20 protein-coding genes are annotated in these 20,578 nt (G+C 49.1%); 10 read left to right on the top strand and 10 right to left on the bottom strand.

Annotated elements, in window-relative coordinates; all coding sequences use genetic code 11:
• Positions 1 to 2: 2 nt before the first annotated feature.
• Genes sdhA through sdhC form a run of 3 tightly spaced genes read right to left on the bottom strand, consistent with a single transcriptional unit; the run spans position 3 to position 2,506 of the window.
• Positions 3 to 1,769 (bottom strand): succinate dehydrogenase flavoprotein subunit, encoded by a 1,767-nt coding sequence (gene sdhA, locus BZG72_RS03760; RefSeq protein ID WP_046073556.1) that lies wholly within the window; start codon positions 1,767 to 1,769, stop codon positions 3 to 5.
• A complete protein-coding gene (gene sdhD / locus BZG72_RS03755) occupies positions 1,770 to 2,120 on the bottom strand; it encodes a succinate dehydrogenase, hydrophobic membrane anchor protein (protein ID WP_046073557.1) in 351 nt (116 codons plus the stop codon). It lies immediately after the preceding gene.
• Positions 2,114 to 2,506 carry a succinate dehydrogenase cytochrome b556 subunit gene (sdhC, locus tag BZG72_RS03750; RefSeq protein ID WP_046073558.1) on the bottom strand — a complete coding sequence of 131 codons (393 nt, stop codon included), beginning with the start codon at positions 2,504 to 2,506 and terminating at the stop codon, positions 2,114 to 2,116. The genes sdhD and sdhC overlap by 7 nt, the downstream gene beginning before the upstream one ends.
• A 399-nt stretch (positions 2,507 to 2,905) precedes the next feature.
• Here sdhC and BZG72_RS03745 point away from each other — a divergent pair, with 399 nt between their 5' ends.
• Positions 2,906 to 4,195, top strand: coding sequence for a citrate synthase (locus BZG72_RS03745; RefSeq protein WP_046073559.1), 1,290 nt, complete (start codon positions 2,906 to 2,908; stop codon positions 4,193 to 4,195).
• 112 nt (positions 4,196 to 4,307) lie between these two features.
• On the opposite strand, the gene BZG72_RS03740 is transcribed toward BZG72_RS03745, so the two are convergent.
• Positions 4,308 to 5,066: a Nif3-like dinuclear metal center hexameric protein gene (locus BZG72_RS03740; RefSeq protein ID WP_077666126.1), complete on the bottom strand. Its 759-nt coding sequence runs from the start codon at positions 5,064 to 5,066 to the stop codon at positions 4,308 to 4,310.
• 176 nt (positions 5,067 to 5,242) lie between these two features.
• Positions 5,243 to 5,440, bottom strand: coding sequence for a DUF2517 family protein (locus tag BZG72_RS03735; protein ID WP_046073561.1), 198 nt, complete (start codon positions 5,438 to 5,440; stop codon positions 5,243 to 5,245).
• A 147-nt stretch (positions 5,441 to 5,587) separates the two neighbouring features.
• Here BZG72_RS03735 and BZG72_RS03730 point away from each other — a divergent pair, with 147 nt between their 5' ends.
• Positions 5,588 to 6,397, top strand: coding sequence for a DUF1853 family protein (locus tag BZG72_RS03730; protein ID WP_077666125.1), 810 nt, complete (start codon positions 5,588 to 5,590; stop codon positions 6,395 to 6,397).
• Between the two features lie 55 nt (positions 6,398 to 6,452).
• On the opposite strand, the gene pgm is transcribed toward BZG72_RS03730, so the two are convergent.
• Both pgm and seqA read right to left on the bottom strand, forming a co-directional pair.
• Positions 6,453 to 8,099 (bottom strand): phosphoglucomutase (alpha-D-glucose-1,6-bisphosphate-dependent), encoded by a 1,647-nt coding sequence (pgm, locus tag BZG72_RS03725; protein WP_077666124.1) that lies wholly within the window; start codon positions 8,097 to 8,099, stop codon positions 6,453 to 6,455.
• Between the two features lie 28 nt (positions 8,100 to 8,127).
• Entirely contained in the window at positions 8,128 to 8,673 is a 546-nt protein-coding gene (gene seqA / locus BZG72_RS03720; protein ID WP_046073564.1) for a replication initiation negative regulator SeqA, read from the bottom strand.
• 99 nt (positions 8,674 to 8,772) lie between these two features.
• On the opposite strand from seqA, the gene BZG72_RS03715 reads away from it, so the two are divergent.
• The 3 genes from BZG72_RS03715 to fldA all read left to right on the top strand — a co-directional run bounded on the left by BZG72_RS03715 (position 8,773) and on the right by fldA (position 10,467).
• Positions 8,773 to 9,546 carry an alpha/beta fold hydrolase gene (locus tag BZG72_RS03715; RefSeq protein ID WP_077666123.1) on the top strand — a complete coding sequence of 258 codons (774 nt, stop codon included), beginning with the start codon at positions 8,773 to 8,775 and terminating at the stop codon, positions 9,544 to 9,546.
• A 60-nt stretch (positions 9,547 to 9,606) separates the two neighbouring features.
• Entirely contained in the window at positions 9,607 to 9,828 is a 222-nt protein-coding gene (locus BZG72_RS03710; RefSeq protein WP_021022467.1) for a DUF2788 domain-containing protein, read from the top strand.
• A 111-nt stretch (positions 9,829 to 9,939) separates the two neighbouring features.
• Positions 9,940 to 10,467, top strand: a complete 528-nt coding sequence (gene fldA / locus BZG72_RS03705) for a flavodoxin FldA (RefSeq protein ID WP_046073566.1) — start codon at positions 9,940 to 9,942, stop codon at positions 10,465 to 10,467.
• A 70-nt stretch (positions 10,468 to 10,537) separates the two neighbouring features.
• Here the strand turns inward: fldA and BZG72_RS03700 are convergent, their stop codons facing one another.
• Positions 10,538 to 11,038, bottom strand: a complete 501-nt coding sequence (locus BZG72_RS03700; RefSeq protein WP_046073567.1) for a DUF4442 domain-containing protein — start codon at positions 11,036 to 11,038, stop codon at positions 10,538 to 10,540.
• A gap of 184 nt (positions 11,039 to 11,222) precedes the next feature.
• On the opposite strand from BZG72_RS03700, the gene fcrX reads away from it, so the two are divergent.
• Positions 11,223 to 11,669 carry a ferric iron uptake transcriptional regulator FcrX gene (gene fcrX / locus BZG72_RS03695; protein WP_046073568.1) on the top strand — a complete coding sequence of 149 codons (447 nt, stop codon included), beginning with the start codon at positions 11,223 to 11,225 and terminating at the stop codon, positions 11,667 to 11,669.
• A gap of 52 nt (positions 11,670 to 11,721) precedes the next feature.
• On the opposite strand, the gene glnS is transcribed toward fcrX, so the two are convergent.
• Both glnS and nagE read right to left on the bottom strand, forming a co-directional pair.
• The gene (gene glnS, locus BZG72_RS03690; protein WP_046073569.1) at positions 11,722 to 13,389 is read right to left on the bottom strand and encodes a glutamine--tRNA ligase; all 1,668 of its coding nucleotides are present in this window, start codon (positions 13,387 to 13,389) and stop codon (positions 11,722 to 11,724) included.
• A gap of 211 nt (positions 13,390 to 13,600) precedes the next feature.
• Positions 13,601 to 15,109 carry an N-acetylglucosamine-specific PTS transporter subunit IIBC gene (gene nagE / locus BZG72_RS03685; RefSeq protein WP_046073570.1) on the bottom strand — a complete coding sequence of 503 codons (1,509 nt, stop codon included), beginning with the start codon at positions 15,107 to 15,109 and terminating at the stop codon, positions 13,601 to 13,603.
• Positions 15,110 to 15,426: 317 nt separating this feature from the next.
• On the opposite strand from nagE, the gene nagB reads away from it, so the two are divergent.
• From nagB to BZG72_RS03665, 4 genes are all read left to right on the top strand, one after another.
• The gene (nagB, locus tag BZG72_RS03680; protein WP_077666122.1) at positions 15,427 to 16,227 is read left to right on the top strand and encodes a glucosamine-6-phosphate deaminase; all 801 of its coding nucleotides are present in this window, start codon (positions 15,427 to 15,429) and stop codon (positions 16,225 to 16,227) included.
• Between the two features lie 11 nt (positions 16,228 to 16,238).
• Positions 16,239 to 17,375, top strand: coding sequence for an N-acetylglucosamine-6-phosphate deacetylase (gene nagA / locus BZG72_RS03675; protein WP_077666121.1), 1,137 nt, complete (start codon positions 16,239 to 16,241; stop codon positions 17,373 to 17,375).
• Between the two features lie 7 nt (positions 17,376 to 17,382).
• Positions 17,383 to 18,597 (top strand): DNA-binding transcriptional regulator NagC, encoded by a 1,215-nt coding sequence (nagC, locus tag BZG72_RS03670; protein ID WP_046073573.1) that lies wholly within the window; start codon positions 17,383 to 17,385, stop codon positions 18,595 to 18,597.
• A 283-nt stretch (positions 18,598 to 18,880) separates the two neighbouring features.
• Positions 18,881 to 20,461: a cation:proton antiporter family protein gene (locus BZG72_RS03665; protein ID WP_077666120.1), complete on the top strand. Its 1,581-nt coding sequence runs from the start codon at positions 18,881 to 18,883 to the stop codon at positions 20,459 to 20,461.
• Positions 20,462 to 20,578: the final 117 nt, after the last annotated feature.

Genomic DNA, 20,578 nt, shown 5'->3' with positions numbered 1-20,578 from the left:
CCTTAGTAACTGCGGACTTTCGGTGGGAAAGCCTCACGGTGCACTGGCGCCATATTGACGTCGCGCTTCGACATGGCTTCGGTTTCTGGGTTATAGATGGAGTGGCATAGCCAGTTTTCATCATCGCGGTCTTGATAGTCGAAACGCGCATGTGCGCCACGGCTTTCAGTACGATAATGGGCTGATACCGCCGTTGAATACGCGGTTTCCATCAAATTCTCCAGCTCCAAACATTCGACACGCTGGGTGTTGAACTCGGTTGACGTATCATCAAGACGCGCCGACTTAAGGCGTTCGCGAATTTCCTTCAGCTCTTTCAGCCCTTTTTCCATCGCCTCGCCTTCTCGGAACACAGAGAAGTTTTCTTGCATACAAGCTTGCAAATCTTTGCGGATCTCAACCGGGTCTTCACCCTGCTGGGTGTTATTCCAACGATTAACCCGTGCCAGTGACGCCTCAATGTCTGACTCGCTCGCATCGCGCGCTTCTACTTGCGCGGCGAGTGTCTCGCCAAGATGCAGGCCGGTCGCACGGCCAAAGACAACCAAGTCGAGCAATGAGTTGCCGCCTAAGCGGTTGGCACCGTGAACAGACACGCTGGCAATCTCGCCACAGGCAAACAAACCTTGTACTTCAATGTCATTGCCGAGCGGGTCTTGCTTGATTGCTTGGCCAGACACTTGTGTTGGAATGCCCCCCATCATGTAGTGACAGGTTGGGATCACCGGAATCGGTTCTTTGATAGGATCGACGTGCGCAAAGGTACGCGACAAGTCAAGGATACCGGGTAGACGAGACTCGAGCACATCTTTGCCAAGGTGATCGAGCTTCAATTTGAGGTGTGGGCCCCATGGGCCGTCACAGCCACGCCCTTCTCGGATCTCGATCATCATTGAACGCGCCACCACGTCACGCCCTGCCAAATCTTTCACATTGGGGGCGTAACGCTCCATAAAGCGTTCACCATCTTTATTGAGCAGATAACCGCCTTCACCACGACAACCTTCCGTCACCAATACACCCGCTCCAGCAATGCCTGTGGGGTGGAATTGCCACATTTCCATATCTTGCATTGGCACGCCTGCGCGCAGCGCCATACCAACACCGTCACCGGTATTGATATGCGCATTGGTGGTTGATTGATAGATACGACCAGCGCCACCTGTCGCCAACACGGTTGCTTTGGATTTGAAGTAGCAAATCTCGCCAGTTTCCATACACATGGCCGTGGCACCAACGATTACACCGTCTTGGTTTTTAACCAAATCAAGCGCATACCATTCAGAGAAGATCGTGGTCTTGTTTTTAATATTCTGTTGATACAAAGTGTGCAGCAGTGCGTGCCCGGTCCGGTCAGCAGCCGCTGCCGTTCTCGCTGCTTGCTCGCCACCAAACTCTTTGGACTGGCCACCAAACGGGCGTTGATAGATGGATCCGTTTTCGAAGCGAGAAAATGGCAGCCCCATTTTTTCAAGCTCAATCACAGATTGAGGGCCTGTCTTACACATGTACTCAATGGCATCTTGGTCGCCAATATAATCCGACCCTTTCACCGTGTCATACATGTGCCATTGCCAGTTGTCCTTGTGCGAGTTACCCAGTGCTACCGTAATCCCACCCTGCGCGGACACAGTGTGCGAACGAGTTGGAAACACTTTAGATAACAGTGCACAGGTTAGGCCCTGCTCTGATATTTGCAGTGCGGCGCGCATACCTGCGCCACCTGCGCCAATGACAATTGCGTCAAATTCGCGAACTGGAATACTCACTTACACACCCCACAATACAAAGAAACCGGCGAAAACATAGATCAGTAGCATGGCCACAACGCCCAGTTGCAACATGCCACGCAGCAAGGCTGGCTTGATATAATCAGTCAATACTTGCCACATTCCGATCCAGCCGTGAATCAGCACGGAGACCAGGGCTAACATGGTAAAGACTTTGGTACTGGTCTGGCCGAAAAACGCTGTCCATGAGGCATACGTAATCTCAGGACCAAAAACGGCAAAACCGACCATATAAAGTGTGTAAAGTGTGATGAGAATCGCAGTGGCGCGAATCAGCACATAGTCGTGCACACCATTGCGCCCGACCGATGAGATGTTTTTAGTTACCATACTAAAACCCCCGCCAACACAGACAACACGCCAGTGATAACAAATGCAACCTGCGCACTTTGCGCGCCAGACTCCAGCTCTTCAAAATAACCCATGTCTTGGATCAAATGACGGATCCCGCCAACAATGTGATACGCCAGCGCCGTCAAAATGCCCCAAAGGATCAGTTTGACGAAAAAGCTATCGACAATGGCAGCAGCGGATTGAAATCCATCAGGAGAAGAGAGAGACAGGCTAAGCAGCCATAGGAGGATGGCGATCGAGACAAAGGTGATGACACCTGCCACTCGATGCAATATAGACGCAATCGCTGTTATCGGGAAACGAATCGTCTGGAGGTCGAGGTTTACGGGTCTTGACTTTCTTTCTTTCACGATATTGCCCACTCAGCTCCATTGAGCATTTATAGTTATTACACTCTCTGAACCTCAGTACTCAAAGCGTAAGACCTGCAACATCTGCGTAACGCGCTTCATGTACCTTATTGCTTATAACTGCAATTCTTGGCGAATGGATCACGTCAGTTAGGAAAGGTGTTTGAGCCCCTAAACGCTCTAGGATACTGATTTGCCCAGAGACCTCGAAAAAGTATACGTGGCGTAACAGACAATTACAAACGCACAAAATTGACCGGAATCTCACAACAGATATTTAACTCGCATTGCAAATAAGTTATTAACTGACGCACACATCGATAGGTTAAAAATTGACATCATTAGGGTCGATCGGTACAACGGTCGAGTCCGTATCCTGGATGGGATTATAAAATAACAAAGGAGATTGTTATGGCAGAGAAGAAAGCTACCCTACATATCGAAGGGAAAGCACCAATCGAACTGCCGATTATCGAGGGCACCGTCGGTCCAGAAGTCATTGATGTGCGCCAGCTGGTAAACGAAGGCTATTTCACCTTTGATCCTGGCTTTGTCGCAACGGGTTCGTGCAATTCGCAAATCACCTACATCGATGGCGCAGCCGGCGTATTGCTGCACCGCGGTTACCCGATAGATCAACTTGCCAATAACGCTGATTATTTAGAAGTCTGTTATATCCTGCTCTACGGTGAAGTCCCTACCCAAAAGCAATACGATGAGTTTCGCTCAATGATCGTGCGCCACACCATGGTGCATGAACAGATTGCAAGCTTCTTCCACGGCTTCCGCCGTGACGCTCACCCAATGGCCGTAATGGTCGGGGTTGTAGGTGCACTGGCCGCGTTCTATCACGACTCTCTCGACATCAACAACGATCAACACCGTGAAATCACGGCGTTCCGTTTACTGTCGAAAATGCCAACATTGGCTGCAATGTGTTACAAGTACTCGATCGGGCAGCCATTTATTTATCCACGTAACGACCTCGACTACGCGGAGAACTTCCTACACATGATGTTCGCCACGCCATGCGAAGAGTATGAGGTCAACCCTGTGGTTGCGCGTGCAATGGATAAAATATTTACGCTGCACGCCGATCACGAACAAAACGCATCCACATCAACAGTACGCCTTGCGGGCTCGTCAGGTGCGAACCCATTTGCCTGTATTGCGGCAGGGATTGCCTCGTTATGGGGACCCGCCCACGGCGGTGCGAATGAAGCGTGCTTGCGTATGTTTGAGCAAATCGGGCATGTTGATAACATTCCTGAGTATATTGCTCGCGCGAAAGACAAAGATGATCCATTCCGCCTGATGGGCTTTGGTCACCGCGTCTACAAGAACTACGATCCTCGCGCAACCGTGATGCGTGAAGCCTGTCACGAAGTGCTCAATGAGTTACAAATACAGGACCCACTGCTTGATGTAGCGATGGAGCTAGAGCGCATCGCATTGTCAGATGATTACTTTATCGATAAGAAACTTTATCCGAACGTTGATTTCTATTCAGGCATTATCCTGAAAGCGATCGGGATTCCCACGTCGATGTTTACAGTGATCTTCGCGATGTCTCGTACCATTGGTTGGATTGCTCACTGGAATGAAATGCATACCGACCCACACAAGCGTATTGGGCGCCCGCGTCAGCTTTACACAGGCTATACGCAACGCGAGTTTACGCCGATGGACAAGCGCAGTTAAGCCGCGAATGTCATATAACAAAGCCGCCAATAGGCGGCTTTTTCTTTATCATCAGCAGTTTATCACATTGCTGCGTCTACCTTTTATCGCACTTAGCTTCAACGCCTAGGCGTTACACTGGATTGTCGATATCAATAAAGTGCACATTCAAACCATGCTGCTGGGCAAGCCACTCCCCTAGCGCTTTCACGCCATAACGCTCGGTCGCGTGATGCCCTGCCGCGATATAATGCACACCCTGCTCGCGCGCCGAAAAGGTTGTGCGCTCAGAAATCTCACCCGACAGATACGCATCCATCCCTTGTGAGGCGGCCAAGTCGATAAAATCTTGCGCGCCACCAGTACACAGCCCGACGGTTTCAATCCGCGTTTGTTGGCCACCGTCAATCACAAGGGGCGTTCGGTTAAGCACCGTGGCCACTTGTTGCTCAAACTGAGCCAACGTCATGGGCGTTGAAAGCTTTCCATAAACAGGAATCGAGACAGGGTTGTCAGGCTCCAGTCCCCCAAGCAGCTCAATGCCTAAACGTTTGGCAAGTTGCGCGTTGTTACCCAGCGTCGGGTGAATATCCAAAGGCAAGTGATAACCGTATAGATTGATGCCATGTTCAATCAACATCTTGATACGTTGGTACTTCATGCCGCGAATTTGCTGTGGTTCGCCGCGCCAGAAGTAACCATGGTGCACCAGGATGGCATCCGCATTCTGCTCAATCGCTGCATCAATAAGATCTTGGCAAGCCGTCACCCCTGTGACGACGGTTTGAACCTCATCACGCCCTTGCACTTGCAGTCCGTTCGGGCTGTAGTCTTTGATGCTATCCGGTTTTAGTTCGGCGTTGAGCAATGCTTCCAGTTCAAAATTATTCATAGCATTCACATCCACTTGCGAGACAATGGCAACAGTGTAACCTGACAAGCAAAAATAAAAAAAGCGGCGAGCACGAATGGCTCACCGCTTATCTAATCGCTACCTATCTGTTCGGCTGCATCTATACGTATTTATGGCTTATACGATAGGCTAAGCCTTGATGAGGTAAAGGTGGGTTAGAAAAAACCACCGACCTTTTCCGACTCAGCTAACCAGACTGGCTTGGTGCTGTCTTTAAGCCAGACTTGATGTAAATGGCTATATAAACGCGATGCCATTGGCGGCACAATCAGTGTTGGCAGGCAAGTGATGCCCGCGATCACAACCGCGCAGCGGCGCAACACAACACGGGTTTTATCGAACGGTGTATACATAATCAACCTCACTCATCTGACCAGTTTGCAAGTATGGACGTAGTGTACCACCCGTTTTGTTTTTTTACTACATAAATGGTTATTTTTCACCCAAAAATTACCAGATTCAGCTTTAACAGTCTTTTAACAAGGTAATAAAATTACATCATGAGTGACACCGATCCGCTATTTAGCAACCAAGATCAAATCAATGCCGACTTTAGCTGGTTACAAAATCAGTTCTCACTACTCAGCGACAAGCACTTCCCGGTTGTGCCTCATCATCTTTGGCAACACAAATTACTGCCATCTCCCTCGCCCTATAAGGGACCAAAGCGTATCGGCTTTTACTATCAGTGGCTGCTCACTCAGCTCATTGATTGTCACCCGCATTTGGGGTTAGAAGCTGAGGAAATACAAATTAATGAAGGCGGCAAGACGCGAGGTGCCATCGACTTTTTAGTCAGATATCAGGGGCAACTAGAGCACTGGGAGGTAGCGGTAAAATTCTACCTCGCCTATGACAACCGTTGGTTAGGCCCCAATGCCAAGGATGCATTGGATATCAAAGTGGCGCGAATGCTTGACCACCAATTGGCGCTGTCCAGCCACCCAAGCTTCTGTCAGCAATACCCACACTGGCAACCAAGTGAGAAGCGTTTAATGGTGCAAGGAAGGTTGTACCGCCATTATCATCATGGCGAGCAGCCCCTACCAGAGTGGCCACCCGTCAATCATGACAGCATTGGGGGATGGTGGTGTTGGCCAGATGCATTACCAACAGACAGGGAATTTGCCGTATTGGCCCGCGACCAGTGGTTGTCACTGCCCGCTTTCGCTGATTTGCCCAAGCTCGAACGCGCATCACTTGATGAGCTATCTCGCACCTGTCACTTGTTAGATGACTCACTCACCCCTTGGTTCGTGGTACCCCGCGACTGGCCAGAGACGATACCCGCGTTACCCGCTTTGAAATAAAAAACGCGCACATTGTCTGTACGCGTTTTCGACTACAGCGTCACGACGGGACGCGCTAAACGCCTTGAGCGTTGAACACGCGGTCAACAATTTGTTGCGCTTCTTGCTCAATCAAACGCAAGTGATCATCACCTTTAAAGCTTTCACAGTAGATTTTATAAATATCTTCTGTCCCTGATGGGCGCGCAGCGAACCAACCAAACTCCGTGACCACTTTCAGTCCTCCGATGGCAGCGCCATTCCCCGGCGCATGCGTCAGTTTGGCGGTGATGGTATCGCCCGCCAAGCTCTCTGCCGTCACCATCTCGGGGCTGAGCTGACTGAGCACCTGCTTTTGCGCTGCATTGGCAACCGCTTGTAATCGGTTATACGACGGATCACCGTGCTTGTGGGCAAGTTTTTGATAATACGCCTGTGGCGTAAGCCCCGTTACCGCCAGAATTTCTGCTGCCAGTAAGCAAAGAATGATACCATCTTTATCTGTTGACCATGGCTGCCCATCAAAGGTTAAGAATGAGGCACCGGCACTTTCTTCCCCGCCAAAGCCAAGCGTTCCTTCACTCAAGCCAGGCACAAACCATTTAAAGCCGACGGGCACTTCAACCAGCGGACGAGCGAGATCGCCAACCACCTTATCAATGATCGCACTGGACACCAGGGTCTTACCCACGCCTAAATCGGCTGACCACTGCGGACGGTGGCGGAACAAATAATCGATGCACACGGCTAAATAGTGATTCGGGTTCATCAATCCTTCGGGAGTCACGATGCCGTGGCGATCAAAGTCTGGATCATTGCCAAATGCCAAATCATAATCATCTTTGTACGCCAATAGTCCGGCCATTGCGTATGCAGACGAGCAATCCATACGAATCACGCCATCGCTATCGCGCGGCATAAAGCCAAACGTTGGGTCGACATGATCGTTAATCAGGGTAATATCCAGTTGATAATGCGCGGCAATTTGCTGCCAATAGCGGATCCCTGCGCCCCCCAAAGGGTCAACGGCAAGTTTTAAACCCGCTTTTTGAATAGCCTCGATATCAACAACCTTGGCCAGCCCAGAGACATATGGCGTCACAAGATCTTGCGCTTGGTAATAGTCACTGTGCATCGCCGCATCAATCTCCGAGCGTTTAACGCCGACGAGATGGGTTTCAATATAGTGATTCGCTCGCGTTTCTATTGCTTTCGTGATTTCGCCTTCGGCGGGTCCACCATGGGGCGGGTTGTATTTGATGCCCCCATCTTGCGGTGGGTTGTGCGAGGGAGTGATGACAATCCCGTCCGCTTTCGCGTCATGCGCGCGGTTGTAGGCGAGTATCTGCTGCGATACCCCTGGGGTGGGTGTATACCCTTGCTCAGCTTGGCCAATCACCGTAACGTGATTGGCCGTTAACACTTCAACCACGGCATCGAATGCTGGTACTGAAAGCGCATGAGTGTCTTTTCCCACAAAGACCGGGCCAGAAATGCCGCGCGCGCTGCGCTCATCACAAATTGCTTGTGCAATCGCCAAAATATGATCGCGGTTAAACGTCGTGTTCAACGCGCTTCCACGGTGTCCTGACGTCCCAAACGCAACACGTTGCGACGGATCACCTGGACGTGGTTGAGCCTGGAAAAAACGCGTCACAAGCGCCGGGATATCACACAAATCTTGCGGATTCGCGCGCTGTCCGGCTTGAGGATGCACTGCCATAATTCTCTTCTCCCATGAGTGGCATAGATTAAATCGCGTTCACAACCTTCTCAGTCAAATCACTCGGGAACTGCATTTTTTCCATAAGCTGCTCCACCATCTGACGCTTACGGCCAGTGTTCGTGTTGGTGATGACCCAAAAAGGGGTGTCTGGAATCTGCTTGGGTTTGGTGGTTTTGCCGCTTTCTAATAAAGTTTGTGGATTATCGGCAAAATACAGACGGGTACGCCCTTTTAGCGCCATACCATCTGCGAATCCTTGTTGGTCAACACGGTATAAGGTGGTGAGGATCAGCATAAAACGACCAATAGCTCGTTCTTGAGCCGCAAACTCATCTGAAATCAATAACGTTCGCATCGCTTTGACACGATCAACGGACGCACTGCGCCCAGCGTCTTTACTGACAACAATACCGCTAGAACGAGAGGGCGTCGTCGGCGCAGCCTGGGTTGGCTGCGGTGCCGAGTCCGACAGCAGTAAGCGACGCAGGATGTCTGATGCGCTTTCGCCAATATGCTGAGTTTGGCTGGCAATATACCGGTATAGATCGTCGTCAACCTCTATCGTCTTCATTGTTTTTCATCGCGTCCTGTTTATCGTTTAACGGGGCGATTATACAGAGATAGATAGGTATACTCTACGTTAAAGCCAGTAATCTGAGAGAAAAGCAACGTGTTATTAAACGGAAAGTCTCGCGGTGAGGGCTCACCGCTTGTATTGATCCACGGTTTATTTGGTGATCTCGATAATTTAGGCGGGCTCGCCAAGACACTGTCCGACCATTTTTGTGTCTATCAAGTTGATCTACCTAACCATGGTCGCTCCTATCATACACAGGACACAGATTATCGAAGCCAGTCCGATGCCGTGATCGCGTGGATGGATGCACAACAGCTTGAGTCAGCCATTATCGTTGGTCATTCAATGGGTGGTAAAGTGGCGATGGCCCTCGCCCAGCGTTTTCCAGAGCGCGTAGAACAATTGGTGGTGATGGATATTGCCCCAGTCGATTATCAAGTTAACCGACATGACAATGTTTTCAGGGCATTGCATCAGACACAAAGGGTGACACTGGAAAGCCGCCAACAAGCGCAAACCATTATGAATGAATCGATTGAAAATCCAGGCGTGAGCCAATTTTTATTGAAATCACTCTATAAAACCGATCACGGTCACTACGCCTGGCGCTTCAATATTGATAATCTTTATCACGGCTATCGTAACATCATGGGATGGACAGAGTTTGGCCAGTATTCGGGCCCAACTCTGTTTGTCAAAGGGCAGAACTCTGAATACATTCTGCCAGACCACCGCGAGGCCATTGTCGCTCAGTTCCCTCATTCAAAAGCGCATATGGTGGCAGGCACGGGTCATTGGCTACATGCTGAAAAACCGGCGGTGGTTGCCAGCGTCATAGAACGTTTTTTAATGCCGAGCGAGCGTTAACAGTTAAGTGACCCTTGTGATATATTGCGCCGCATAAGTCGGTGCTCAATGGAGGCACGCATGCTTTACGAGCACTTTCAATTGCTCGAGAAAATAGGTCTAGATCTCGTCTTCGCCGCGATTTTCTTTTTTATCGGCATGGCAATTAAAGACGTGTTACGTGAGGGCAATGTGCCAGTATTCGGCCGACGGATCGTCTGGTTTGTGCTCACACTAGGCTGTGTCGGCTTTATCGTAAAAGGTGTGATTCAGTTGGTTTGGGAAGGGGTCGGCATCGGCTAACCCTAGCACTGAAGTCACTGGTTAATCATATAGGTTTGAAAAAGCGACGCTTTTTCTTTAATTCGAGTTAGTTGCAAACAGCAACCCACTGACAAAACGGGTGTTTTTTATATGGCGAGTGTAGGTCTCTTCTTTGGTAGTGACACGGGAAACACGGAAGCAATTGCAAAAACCATTCAAAAGCAGTTAGGCAAGCAAATGGTTCACGTGCAAGATATCGCGAAGAGCAGCAAAGAAGATATTGATAACTTCGATTTGCTGCTGATCGGTATTCCAACATGGTATTACGGTGAAGCACAGTGCGACTGGGATGACTTTTTCCCAGAGTTAGAGCAAATTGACTTCTCAACAAAACTCGTGGCTATTTTCGGCTGTGGCGACCAGGAAGATTACGCAGAATACTTCTGTGATGCCATGGGCACCGTCCGCGACATCATTGAAGCGAAAGGCGCGACCATCATTGGTCATTGGCCAACTGAGGGGTATGAATTTGAAGCCTCACAAGCATTGGTTGATGACAACCATTTTGTTGGCTTGTGTGTGGATGAAGATCGCCAGCCTGAACTGACCGACGAGCGTGTGAGCAAGTGGGTGAAACAAGTTTACGAAGAAATGTGTCTCGCAGAGCTTGAAGACTAAGTCTGGCTTATCAAACGCCAAGGGGACTCAACCTTGGCGTTTTTTATCTAATCGGTGCACAACGGGCCGATCATGCGGCTTGTTTGCTGGCTGTATCTCGATACTGGCGTTTTTTTCTCACATAAAGTGTACGTCTTACTTCAGCAACCACCTCGCCATGCGCGTCTTTGACGTGGACAACAAACTCGGGCAATACCTTATCGCCTCGCCCTGCTTGTTGTTGGATATCGGTTAACACCGCATCACTGATCACAAAATCTGCGTACAAGTCCGTGGTTCCCGGCTTAATAAAATTGATATCTGCTTGTTTGTCCCAAACATGGTACTGAGGGCCGAGAATCCCCATTAACATGAGCGCATAGACAGGATCGGTTAAGGAGAAGATGCTACCGCCATACTGGGTACGATTGGCATTTTTATTCCACCAGCGGAGTTTCAAACGCATGTTGACGCGTTTAAAATCCTGGCTAATCGCATCAATATGGATCCCTGCGCCCCAAAACGGTGGCCAGCTGTTAAGTGCCCACTTAACAATACGTGGTTTGTAGAAGCGATACATGTAAGTTGACATCCTTATCTGGTCTAACCAGATAATATTCACATCTCGTAAACATTGATGCAACCACAAATGATCAAATTTCGTCCTAAGAATACATGTCGAGAGTAGCGAGAGCAGTGCAATTTTGATAGGCTTATAAGATATTTTCCTTGCTAATCCAACTGTCTTAACTCAGGCAGAAAACAGGTAGATACACATGTCAGACAATAACCAGGCGTTGAAGCAAGCTGGGCTCAAAGTCACCCTCCCACGGCTCAAGATCCTAGAAGTGCTGCAACAGCCAGATTGCCAGCACATCAGTGCCGAAGACCTGTATAAGAAATTAATTGACCTAGGTGAAGAAATTGGCCTAGCAACCGTGTACCGCGTATTGAACCAATTTGACGATGCAGGCATTGTCACGCGTCACCATTTTGAAGGCGGAAAGTCCGTATTTGAATTGGCGACACAGCATCATCATGACCACTTAGTCTGCCTTGACTGCGGTAAAGTGATTGAATTTTCTGATGATTTGATTGAAGAGCGTCAGAAAGAAATCGCCGCACGCTTTAATGTGCAACTGACAAACCATAGTTTGTATTTGTATGGTCACTGTAAGGAAGGCGATTGCAAAGCCGACCCATCCATTCATAACGCTGATTGATTCAGTGTGAACGTTCGAAAAAAGCCGGCGTGGTCATCACGCCGGCTTTTTATTATTTACCTTCTATCTTCGCCCAGGTATCACGTAAACTCACGGTCCGGTTAAAGACAAGTGCATCTTTACGGCTATCTTTATTATCTGCACAGAAATAGCCTGTCCGTTCAAACTGATAACCCTTCTCTACTGGCGCATTTTGCATACTTGGTTCAACAAACCCCTGTTGTACCTGCAATGACGCCGGATTAATCGTCTCAGCGAAGTTATCCGCACCCGCCGGATTTGGCACCGTGAATAAACGGTCGTACAAACGGAATTCAGCGGGTAACGCCTCAGCAGCAGAGACCCAATGGATCACCCCTTTCACTTTACGCCCATCGGCAGGATCTTTACCGAGGGTGTCTGGATCATAGCTGCAATACACAGTGGTAATATTGCCATCATCGTCTTTCTCACAACGCTCTGCTTTTACCACATAGGCATTGCGCAAACGCACTTCCTTGTCCAGCACCAGTCGCTTGTACTTCTTGTTGGCTGATTCACGGAAATCTTCACGTTCAATCCAGATCTCGCGCGAAAAGGGCACCTGACGCGTGCCCATCTCGGGCTGATTGGGATGATTTGGCGCATCAAGCCATTCGACATCATCGGCTTTGTTTTCAATCACCAGTTTAATCGGATCGAGCACCGCCATTGCTCGTGGCGCATTTTCGTTCAAATCATCGCGTACACAAGACTCAAGCGCACTCATCTCTATGGTATTGTCTTGCTTGGTCACACCAATACGCTGGCAAAATTCACGAATCGAGGCAGGCGTGTAACCACGACGACGCAAGCCAGAGATAGTCAGCATACGCGGGTCATCCCAACCGTTCACTAACTGCTCTTCCACCAGTTGGTTCAGCTTACGCTTGGACATCACGGTATACTCGAGATTTAAGCGGCTGAACTCATATTGACGCGGCGTACAGTCGATGGTGATATTTTCCAACACCCAATCGTATAGGCGTCGGTTATCTTGAAATTCAAGGGTGCAAAGAGAATGGGTAATCCCTTCTAGTGCATCCGAGATACAATGAGTAAAGTCATACATTGGGTAAATGCACCACTTATCCCCAGTCTGGTGATGATGCGCAAAACGCACGCGGTATAAAACCGGATCACGCATTACCATAAAGGGCGACGCCATATCGATTTTGGCACGCAAACAGGCTTTACCCTCTGCAAACTCACCAGCACGCATTTTTTCAAACAATGCTAAGTTCTCTTCAACCGAACGTTCACGATAAGGGCTGTGCTTGCCCGGCTCGGTCAATGTTCCACGATACTCTCGGATCTCATCGGGCGTCAGCTCTTCGACGTACGCTAGCCCTTTTTCAATCAGTTCAACCGCGTAACCATAAAGCTTATCAAAGTAGTTTGAGGAGTAACGCACCTCTCCTGCCCAGTCAAAGCCCAACCATTGCACATCACGCTTGATAGACTCAACGTACTCCACGTTTTCTTTTTCTGGGTTGGTATCATCAAAACGCAGGTTACATTCACCCTGATAGTCTTGTGCGATCCCGAAGTTCAAACAAATTGATTTGGCATGGCCGATGTGCAGATAGCCATTCGGCTCTGGTGGGAAACGTGTCACGATCGCTGTGTGTTTCCCTTCCGCCAAGTCTTTATCAATGATTTGGCGAATAAAGTTAGTGGGACGAGCTTCAGCATCACTCATCAAGGTTACCTCGTATCAAAAATGCGAATTTTAAAGCTACATAGATACTATGATCTCCTATTCCGCGCTGCGACTCAACCCGTTGTTGTCATTGTCATCGCGGTGTAGGCCTATTTGTTACTTTTTTGCGCGAAAGCGATGACACAAACCTAAAAAACGCCCAGCTGTTGGCTGGGCGCTTTGTTCAGATCATTGTCGTACAGTGCCTCGTTTATGGCAGCGCGACGTTTGACAAATCTTCATCTTCTGGAATTTGTTTCAGCTCACCGGCAATGATTTCTGCTAGAGGGCCAAGAATGACCTGCAAGTTGTTCTCGCCAAGCTTGACGACTCCCATCGCTCCAATGGCTTTCAATTTCGCTTCATCAACCACCTCGCGGTCGGCAACCGACAGACGCAGACGGGTGATACACGCATCAATCGATGTTAGGTTTTGATGACCACCAAGGGCTTTAAGGTACTTGCGTGCAAGCTCGCGATTATCGCTCGCTTCACCGGTATTGGCGCTCGCAGGTGCACTTTCTACTGCGTCATCTTCTCGGCCTGGCGTTTTCAGATTGAGCGCTGAAATCGCGGCGCGGAATGACACATAATAAAGCGCAAAGAATACAAGGCCCATGATAGGCAGCATGTACCACTGGTTAGCCACAGGGTTTTTCGACGACAACACCAAGTCAACTAAACCTGCCGAGAAGCCGAAGCCTGCCGTCCAGTCGAAAGTGGCCGCGATAAACAAGGAAACACCGGTTAATAGCGCATGCAACACGAACAACAAAGGTGCGACAAACAAGAATGAGAATTCAAGTGGCTCGGTCACCCCAGTAAAGAAAGACGCAAAACCAGCAGCAATCATGATAGACGCAACACGTGCTTTGTTCTCAGGACGCGCTGTGTGATAAATCGCAAGCGCTGCACCCGGTAGACCAAACATCATGACGGGGAAGAAGCCTGCCATGTACATGCCTGTGGTCCCTTTAATCGCTTCGCCTGTTTCAAGGCCTTGTGCCCCCATCCAGAAGCGGCCCAAGTCGTTAATACCGACCGTATCGAACCAGAATACGGCGTTAAGCGCGTGGTGCAGACCAACAGGGATAAGTAAGCGGTTAAAGAAGCCATAAACACCGGCACCCGCGGCACCTAGGTTGGTGATGCTTTCACCAAAGTGAACCAAGCCACCAAATAACACAGGCCAGACAAACATCAATACAAACGAGATGATGATCGCCACAACAGAGACCAAAATAGGCACCAAACGCCGGCCACTAAAGAAAGCCAAGGCTTTAGGCAGCTCAACACCGCTATAACGGTTGTACAGCTCAGCAGACACCACACCGATCAAGATACCGATAAACTGGTTGTTGATTTTGCTGAACGCAAGCTCATTGTTGCCCACTGAAATATCGACCAAGCCAATTTGGCTTACCGCACCCGGCGCACACAGCGTGGTGATCACCATAAAGCCAACAAAGCCTGCCAGAGCGGCGGCGCCGTCTTTATCTTTTGACATGCCATATGCCACACCGATGGCAAATAACACTGACATATTGTCGATAATCGCTGCCCCTGATTTTATCAAGAAAGCAGCTAGGGCACTGTTGCCCCCCCATCCAGTTGGGTCAAGCCAGTAGCCGACCCCCATCAAGATCGCAGCCGCTGGTAATACCGCAACCGGTACCATCAGCGCACGACCTATACGTTGTGCATAACCAAGAATATTCACCGTCGTTCCCCCTTTATATTTTTCAGTGCCCCACCACGCTAACGCTTGCTCCGCGGCTGGGCATCTAACTTGGACGCTTGCCCAAGGACTTTTGTTAAATCACTTCTTTTGTAAAGCAATGTTAGTCAATTGCAGTTTATGTCAATAAATTCGCCTCGCAAATTAAACCCGCGTTATTTGTGAGAATCATCACCAAAACACCCCATACACAGAGAAAATTGTTAGCCTGATCATAAAACTTATTTTATGATGAAAATAAATGAGCATATCCGTTATGCTATGGCCACGAACTGAGCATTGATAGAACGAGGTGACCGATGCGACTCATTCCTTTACAAACCAGCCAACAAGTCGGCCTATGGTCGGCTCGCTATATCGTCGATACCATCAACACGTTTTCGCCGACTGCCGATAACCCCTTTGTTCTGGGCTTACCCACAGGGGGGACGCCACTCAACACCTATAAGCAACTCATTAAGCTCCACCAGCAAGGCGAAATCAGTTTTGAGCACGTGGTGACCTTTAATATGGACGAATACTGTGGGATCCCTGCTGATCACCCACAAGCGTATCGTACCTTTATGTACGAAAACTTTTTTAACCATATTGATATTCAAGAAAAAAACATCAACTTGCTTAATGGAAATGCGACCGATGTCGATGCCGAGTGCCAACGCTATGAAGAAAAAATCAAAGCGTACGGCAAAATCCATCTCTTTATGGGTGGTGTAGGAAACGATGGTCATATTGCGTTTAATGAACCCGCGTCATCATTAGCATCAAGAACACGGATCAAAACCTTGACCGAGGATACCCGTGTGGCAAACTCTCGCTTCTTTGATAATGATATCAGTCAAGTACCTAAGCATGCGCTCACCATTGGTGTCGGCACCTTGTTAGATGCAGAAGAAGTCATGATCCTAGTCACAGGACACAATAAAGCCCAGGCACTTGAGGCCGCGGTAGAAGGGTCAGTAAACCACTTATGGACAGTATCAGCGCTACAACTGCACCCAAAAGCGATGATTGTGTGCGATGCACCTTCAACAGCAGAACTAAAAGTAAAAACTGTAAAGTATTTTCAAGAGCTTGAAGCCCAAAATATACACCATTTATAAGGAATTGAAGCATGTATGCGTTAACCCACTGCCGGATTTTTACTGGCCATGAGGTGTTGGATGATCATGCCATCGTGATTAAAGAAGGCCTGATTGACGCCGTCTGTCGACAAGACGCCCTGCCCAATGATATTGCCACGCGCGCGCTCGACGGTGCATTAGTCAGCCCAGGCTTCATTGACCTTCAGCTTAATGGCTGTGGCGGCGTGATGTTTAATGATGCCATTACCCCTGACACCATCGCGACCATGCATCAGGCTAACCTTAAATCAGGTTGCACCAACTTTCTCCCCACCCTGATCACTAGCTCTGATACCGATATGCAAGCCGCCATCAACGCCATGCGTGCTTACCAAAAACAGCAGCCCCATCAGGCGCTGGGGTTACACCTTGAAGGCCCTTATTTGAATATCGAAAAAAAGGGGATACACAGCGCTGACTATATTCGCCCAAGCAACGATGAGATGATCAACTACTTATGCGAAAATGCGGATGTGATTGCCAAAGTCACCCTCGCGCCTGAACTGGCGCCCGCGTCGCATATTCAAGCCCTGAAGCAAGCTGGTATCGTGGTCTCTGCTGGCCATACCAATGCCACTTACGCACAAGCTAAGCAAGGCTTTACCCACGGCATTTCCTTTGCCACGCACCTGTTTAACGCAATGACCTCTATTTCAGGCCGTGAGCCAGGTGTCGTCGGTGCCATCTACGATACACCTGATGTCTACACTGGTGTAATTGCTGACGGCTTTCACGTCTCGTACCCTAATATTCGTCTCGCACATAAAGTAAAAGGTGAGAAATTAGTGTTGGTTACGGATGCGGTTGCACCAGCAGGAGCCGACATGGATCACTTTATTTTTGTAGGTAAGAAAGTATATTACCGTGACGGTAAGTGTGTTGATGAAAATGGCACGCTTGGCGGCTCGGCACTGACGATGGATCAGGCGATTTATAACAGTGTTGAGCATGTAGGGATCGCCTTGGATGAAGCTTTGCGGATGGCTACGCTCTATCCCGCTCGCGCAATCGGTATCGAACAACACTATGGCAGCATTCGTCCGGGGAAAATTGCGAATCTTGCCATTTTCGACCGTGCAATCAACGTTCAAGCGACGATCGTAAACGGACAATATCTACAAAGCTAGGACACCTATGACTGGCGGAAAAATCGGGAATGTCGATCTTGTAAAGCAACTTAACGGAGCTGCCGTTTATCGATTAATTGATCAACAAGGGCCTATTTCACGCATACAAATTGCCGATGTAAGCCGATTGGCGCCGGCAAGTGTGACCAAAATTACCCGCCAACTGCTAGAAAGAGGCCTCATTAAAGAGGTGGCACAACAAGCATCGACAGGTGGACGTCGTGCCATTTCTCTCACCACCGAGTGTGCGCCCTTTCATACCCTTGCGGTACGATTGGGTCGTCATTTTATTGAGTTGTCTTTGTATGACTTGAGTGGTGCCTCTTTGGCCGAACACGGCGAAACCTTCCACTACCATGATCAGGACGAGCTTGTTCAAGGCTTGATTCATATCGTTAGCCAATTTTTGGAAACGCACCAACACGCACTCCGAGAACTGATTGCGATATCCGTGGTCATGCCTGGCTTGGTTGACCCTGATTCAGGGGTGGTCGAATACATGCCCAACATCAATATCAAACAACTTGCACTTGCTGATACCTTGCGCGAAGAGTTTGGTGTGCAGGCTTTCGTTGGCAACGATATTCGCGGTCAAGCGCTGGCGGAGCACTACTTTGGGGCGAGCCAAGACTACTATGACTCTATGCTGGTCAGTGTGCATCATGGTACTGGCGCGGGGATCATCGTCAATGGGCAAATTTTTCTTGGCCATAACCGCAATGTCGGTGAGCTCGGCCATGTGCAGATCGATCCACTGGGTAAAAAATGTCAGTGTGGCAACTTTGGCTGCTTAGAAACCGTGGCCTCAAACGAAGCCATCATTGAGCACGCCCAACAACTGCTTGCGCAAGGGCATCCCAGTAGCCTCAGTTATGATCAAAGCCTAACCATCGAAGCCATTTGCCAAGCCGCAGAGCAAGGTGATGAGTTAGCACGCCAAGTGTTGGTTAAAGTTGGCAATCATCTGGGTAAAGCGATCGCGATGACCGTAAACCTGTTTAATCCACAACTGGTGGTGATTGCTGGCAAAATTACCGCGGCAAAAAGTGTGGTGTTTCCTGCCATTGAGCGCTGTGTAGAGAATCAATCACTGCCAAGTTTCCACGAGAAGCTGGCGATTGTTAGCGCAAATCTGGAGGCTCAGCCTACAATGGCTGCGTTTTCCTTAGTCAAGCGGGCGATGCTTAATGGTGAGCTCCTACAAGAGCTGTTGGAGGAGTAGTTTTTCACTACTTGGATTGACATGTTGAGTGATTAAAACATGTCAGTTAAACCTAGCCGAGACGTTAATCCCTAACCGTTGGTCAGCCAGCGGTTAGGAGAGCGGGCATCTTCTCTCGCAACGTCAGTCTTCTCTGCAAATGCCGCCTTGCCTCATCTTATCTTCACCGGCCTTTTCTCACGCTTCCTTATTTTACATTCACATACTGACCACAAAACGTGTACATTATAGCCACGTTACCGACAATGCCTTGTCTCACTCAACTTTAGAATAAGTACAAGATATGGAATTGGTTTTTATTTCCGCTGCATTTATCAGTGGCTATGCATTAATGCGCTGCCACCTCCCGCCACTGGTTGGCTTTCTTATCGCTGGCTTTGTTCTCCATGCCATGGGCTACCAGTCGACACCGGTGATCACGCAGCTGGCCGACCTGGGTGTCACATTGCTGCTGTTTACTATCGGCTTAAAGCTTGATGTCAAAACCTTGCTTGCGAAAGAAATCTGGTTTGGGGCCACTGCCCATAATGTCCTGACAACCGCGTTTTTTACTCTCGCGCTAATGGGCCTTAAAGCACTGAGCATTCCTATGCTGTCAGGCATGAGTATGTCTGAAATGCTGCTGCTTGGCTTCGCGCTTTCGTTTTCTAGCACCGTCTTTGCCATCAAAGCGCTGCAAGAAAAAGGTGAGCTTAATGCCACCTATGGCACCTTGGCCATCGGCATGCTGATCATGCAAGATATCTTTGCCGTGATTTTCCTCACCGCCACATCAGGAAAAACCCCCGAACTCACCGCCCTCCTCCTCTTTGGTTTACCTCTGCTAAAACCTCTATTGGGTAAGCTTTTGGACAAGGCAGGTCACGGTGAAATGTTGGTTCTTTATGCCGTGTTCCTCGCCCTAGTGGCTGGCGCTGGATTGTTTGAAGCGGTGGGGATTAAACCTGACTTAGGCGCACTTATTCTCGGTATGCTGCTTGCCAGTCACCCACGTGCATCCGAAATGGCCAAGTCACTGTTTAATATGAAAGAGCTTTTTCTAGTTTGCTTTTTCCTCAACATTGGCTTGTCCGAACAGCCTACCTGGCAAAGCTTTAGTTTTGCCCTGATCTTGATGTTATTACTGCCCATCAAGGGCGTACTCTACTATTGGATCGTTAATGGATTCCGTTACCGCGTCCGTACTGCCTTATTTACCACGCTCACCTTATTCAACTTCAGTGAGTTTGGACTCATTGTGGGTGGCTTGGCGTATAAAACAGGACTGATGCCCGGCCCGATCTTGGTCTCCATCGCCATCGCGGTATCACTCAGTTTTGCCTTTTCCGCCCCGCTCAATACCTTTAGTAATCAGCTGTATGGTTGGGCATCACGCTGGCTACCTGAGCGTGCACCCGACAAACTTCACCCCAGTGATCAACAAATCAATCTCGGTGATGCCAGTATTTTGGTATTGGGGATGGGACGTATTGGCTCAGGCGCCTACGACGAACTCGCCACCACACACCACCAACCCATAGTGGGGATTGACACACGAGAAGACTCTGTCACTCGTCATCAGCAAGAAGGACGACGTGTTATTTTAGGCGACGCGACTGATCCCGACTTTTGGTCACGAGCCGTGTCTGATGGCAATATCTCGCTCATTTTACTGGCCATGCCTCACAGCCACGCCAATACGTTGGCACTCGAGCAAATTCGACAAACACAATTCAGTGGTAAAGTCGCTGCCATCGCCAAATATCAAGATGAGCTCGACCAACTCAAAGCACTTGGCGTGGATGAAGCCTTTAATATCTATCAAGAGGCAGGTAGTGGCTTTGCGCGTCACGTAAGAGACCGCTTCTCACATCCGGATACCTAACCACTCTGCCACCCTACTCACGCACAAGTGATGCTTCACTTGTGCGTTTTTGTATAAAAACTGCGCCATTTTTGAATTAAATTCATTTTTTATGGTTTTTATTAAATAATATTTACC

The organism is Salinivibrio sp. PR6, from assembly GCF_001995955.1.
GTDB lineage: Bacteria > Pseudomonadota > Gammaproteobacteria > Enterobacterales > Vibrionaceae > Salinivibrio > Salinivibrio siamensis.
This window is presented reverse-complemented; position numbering and strand designations above follow the sequence as displayed.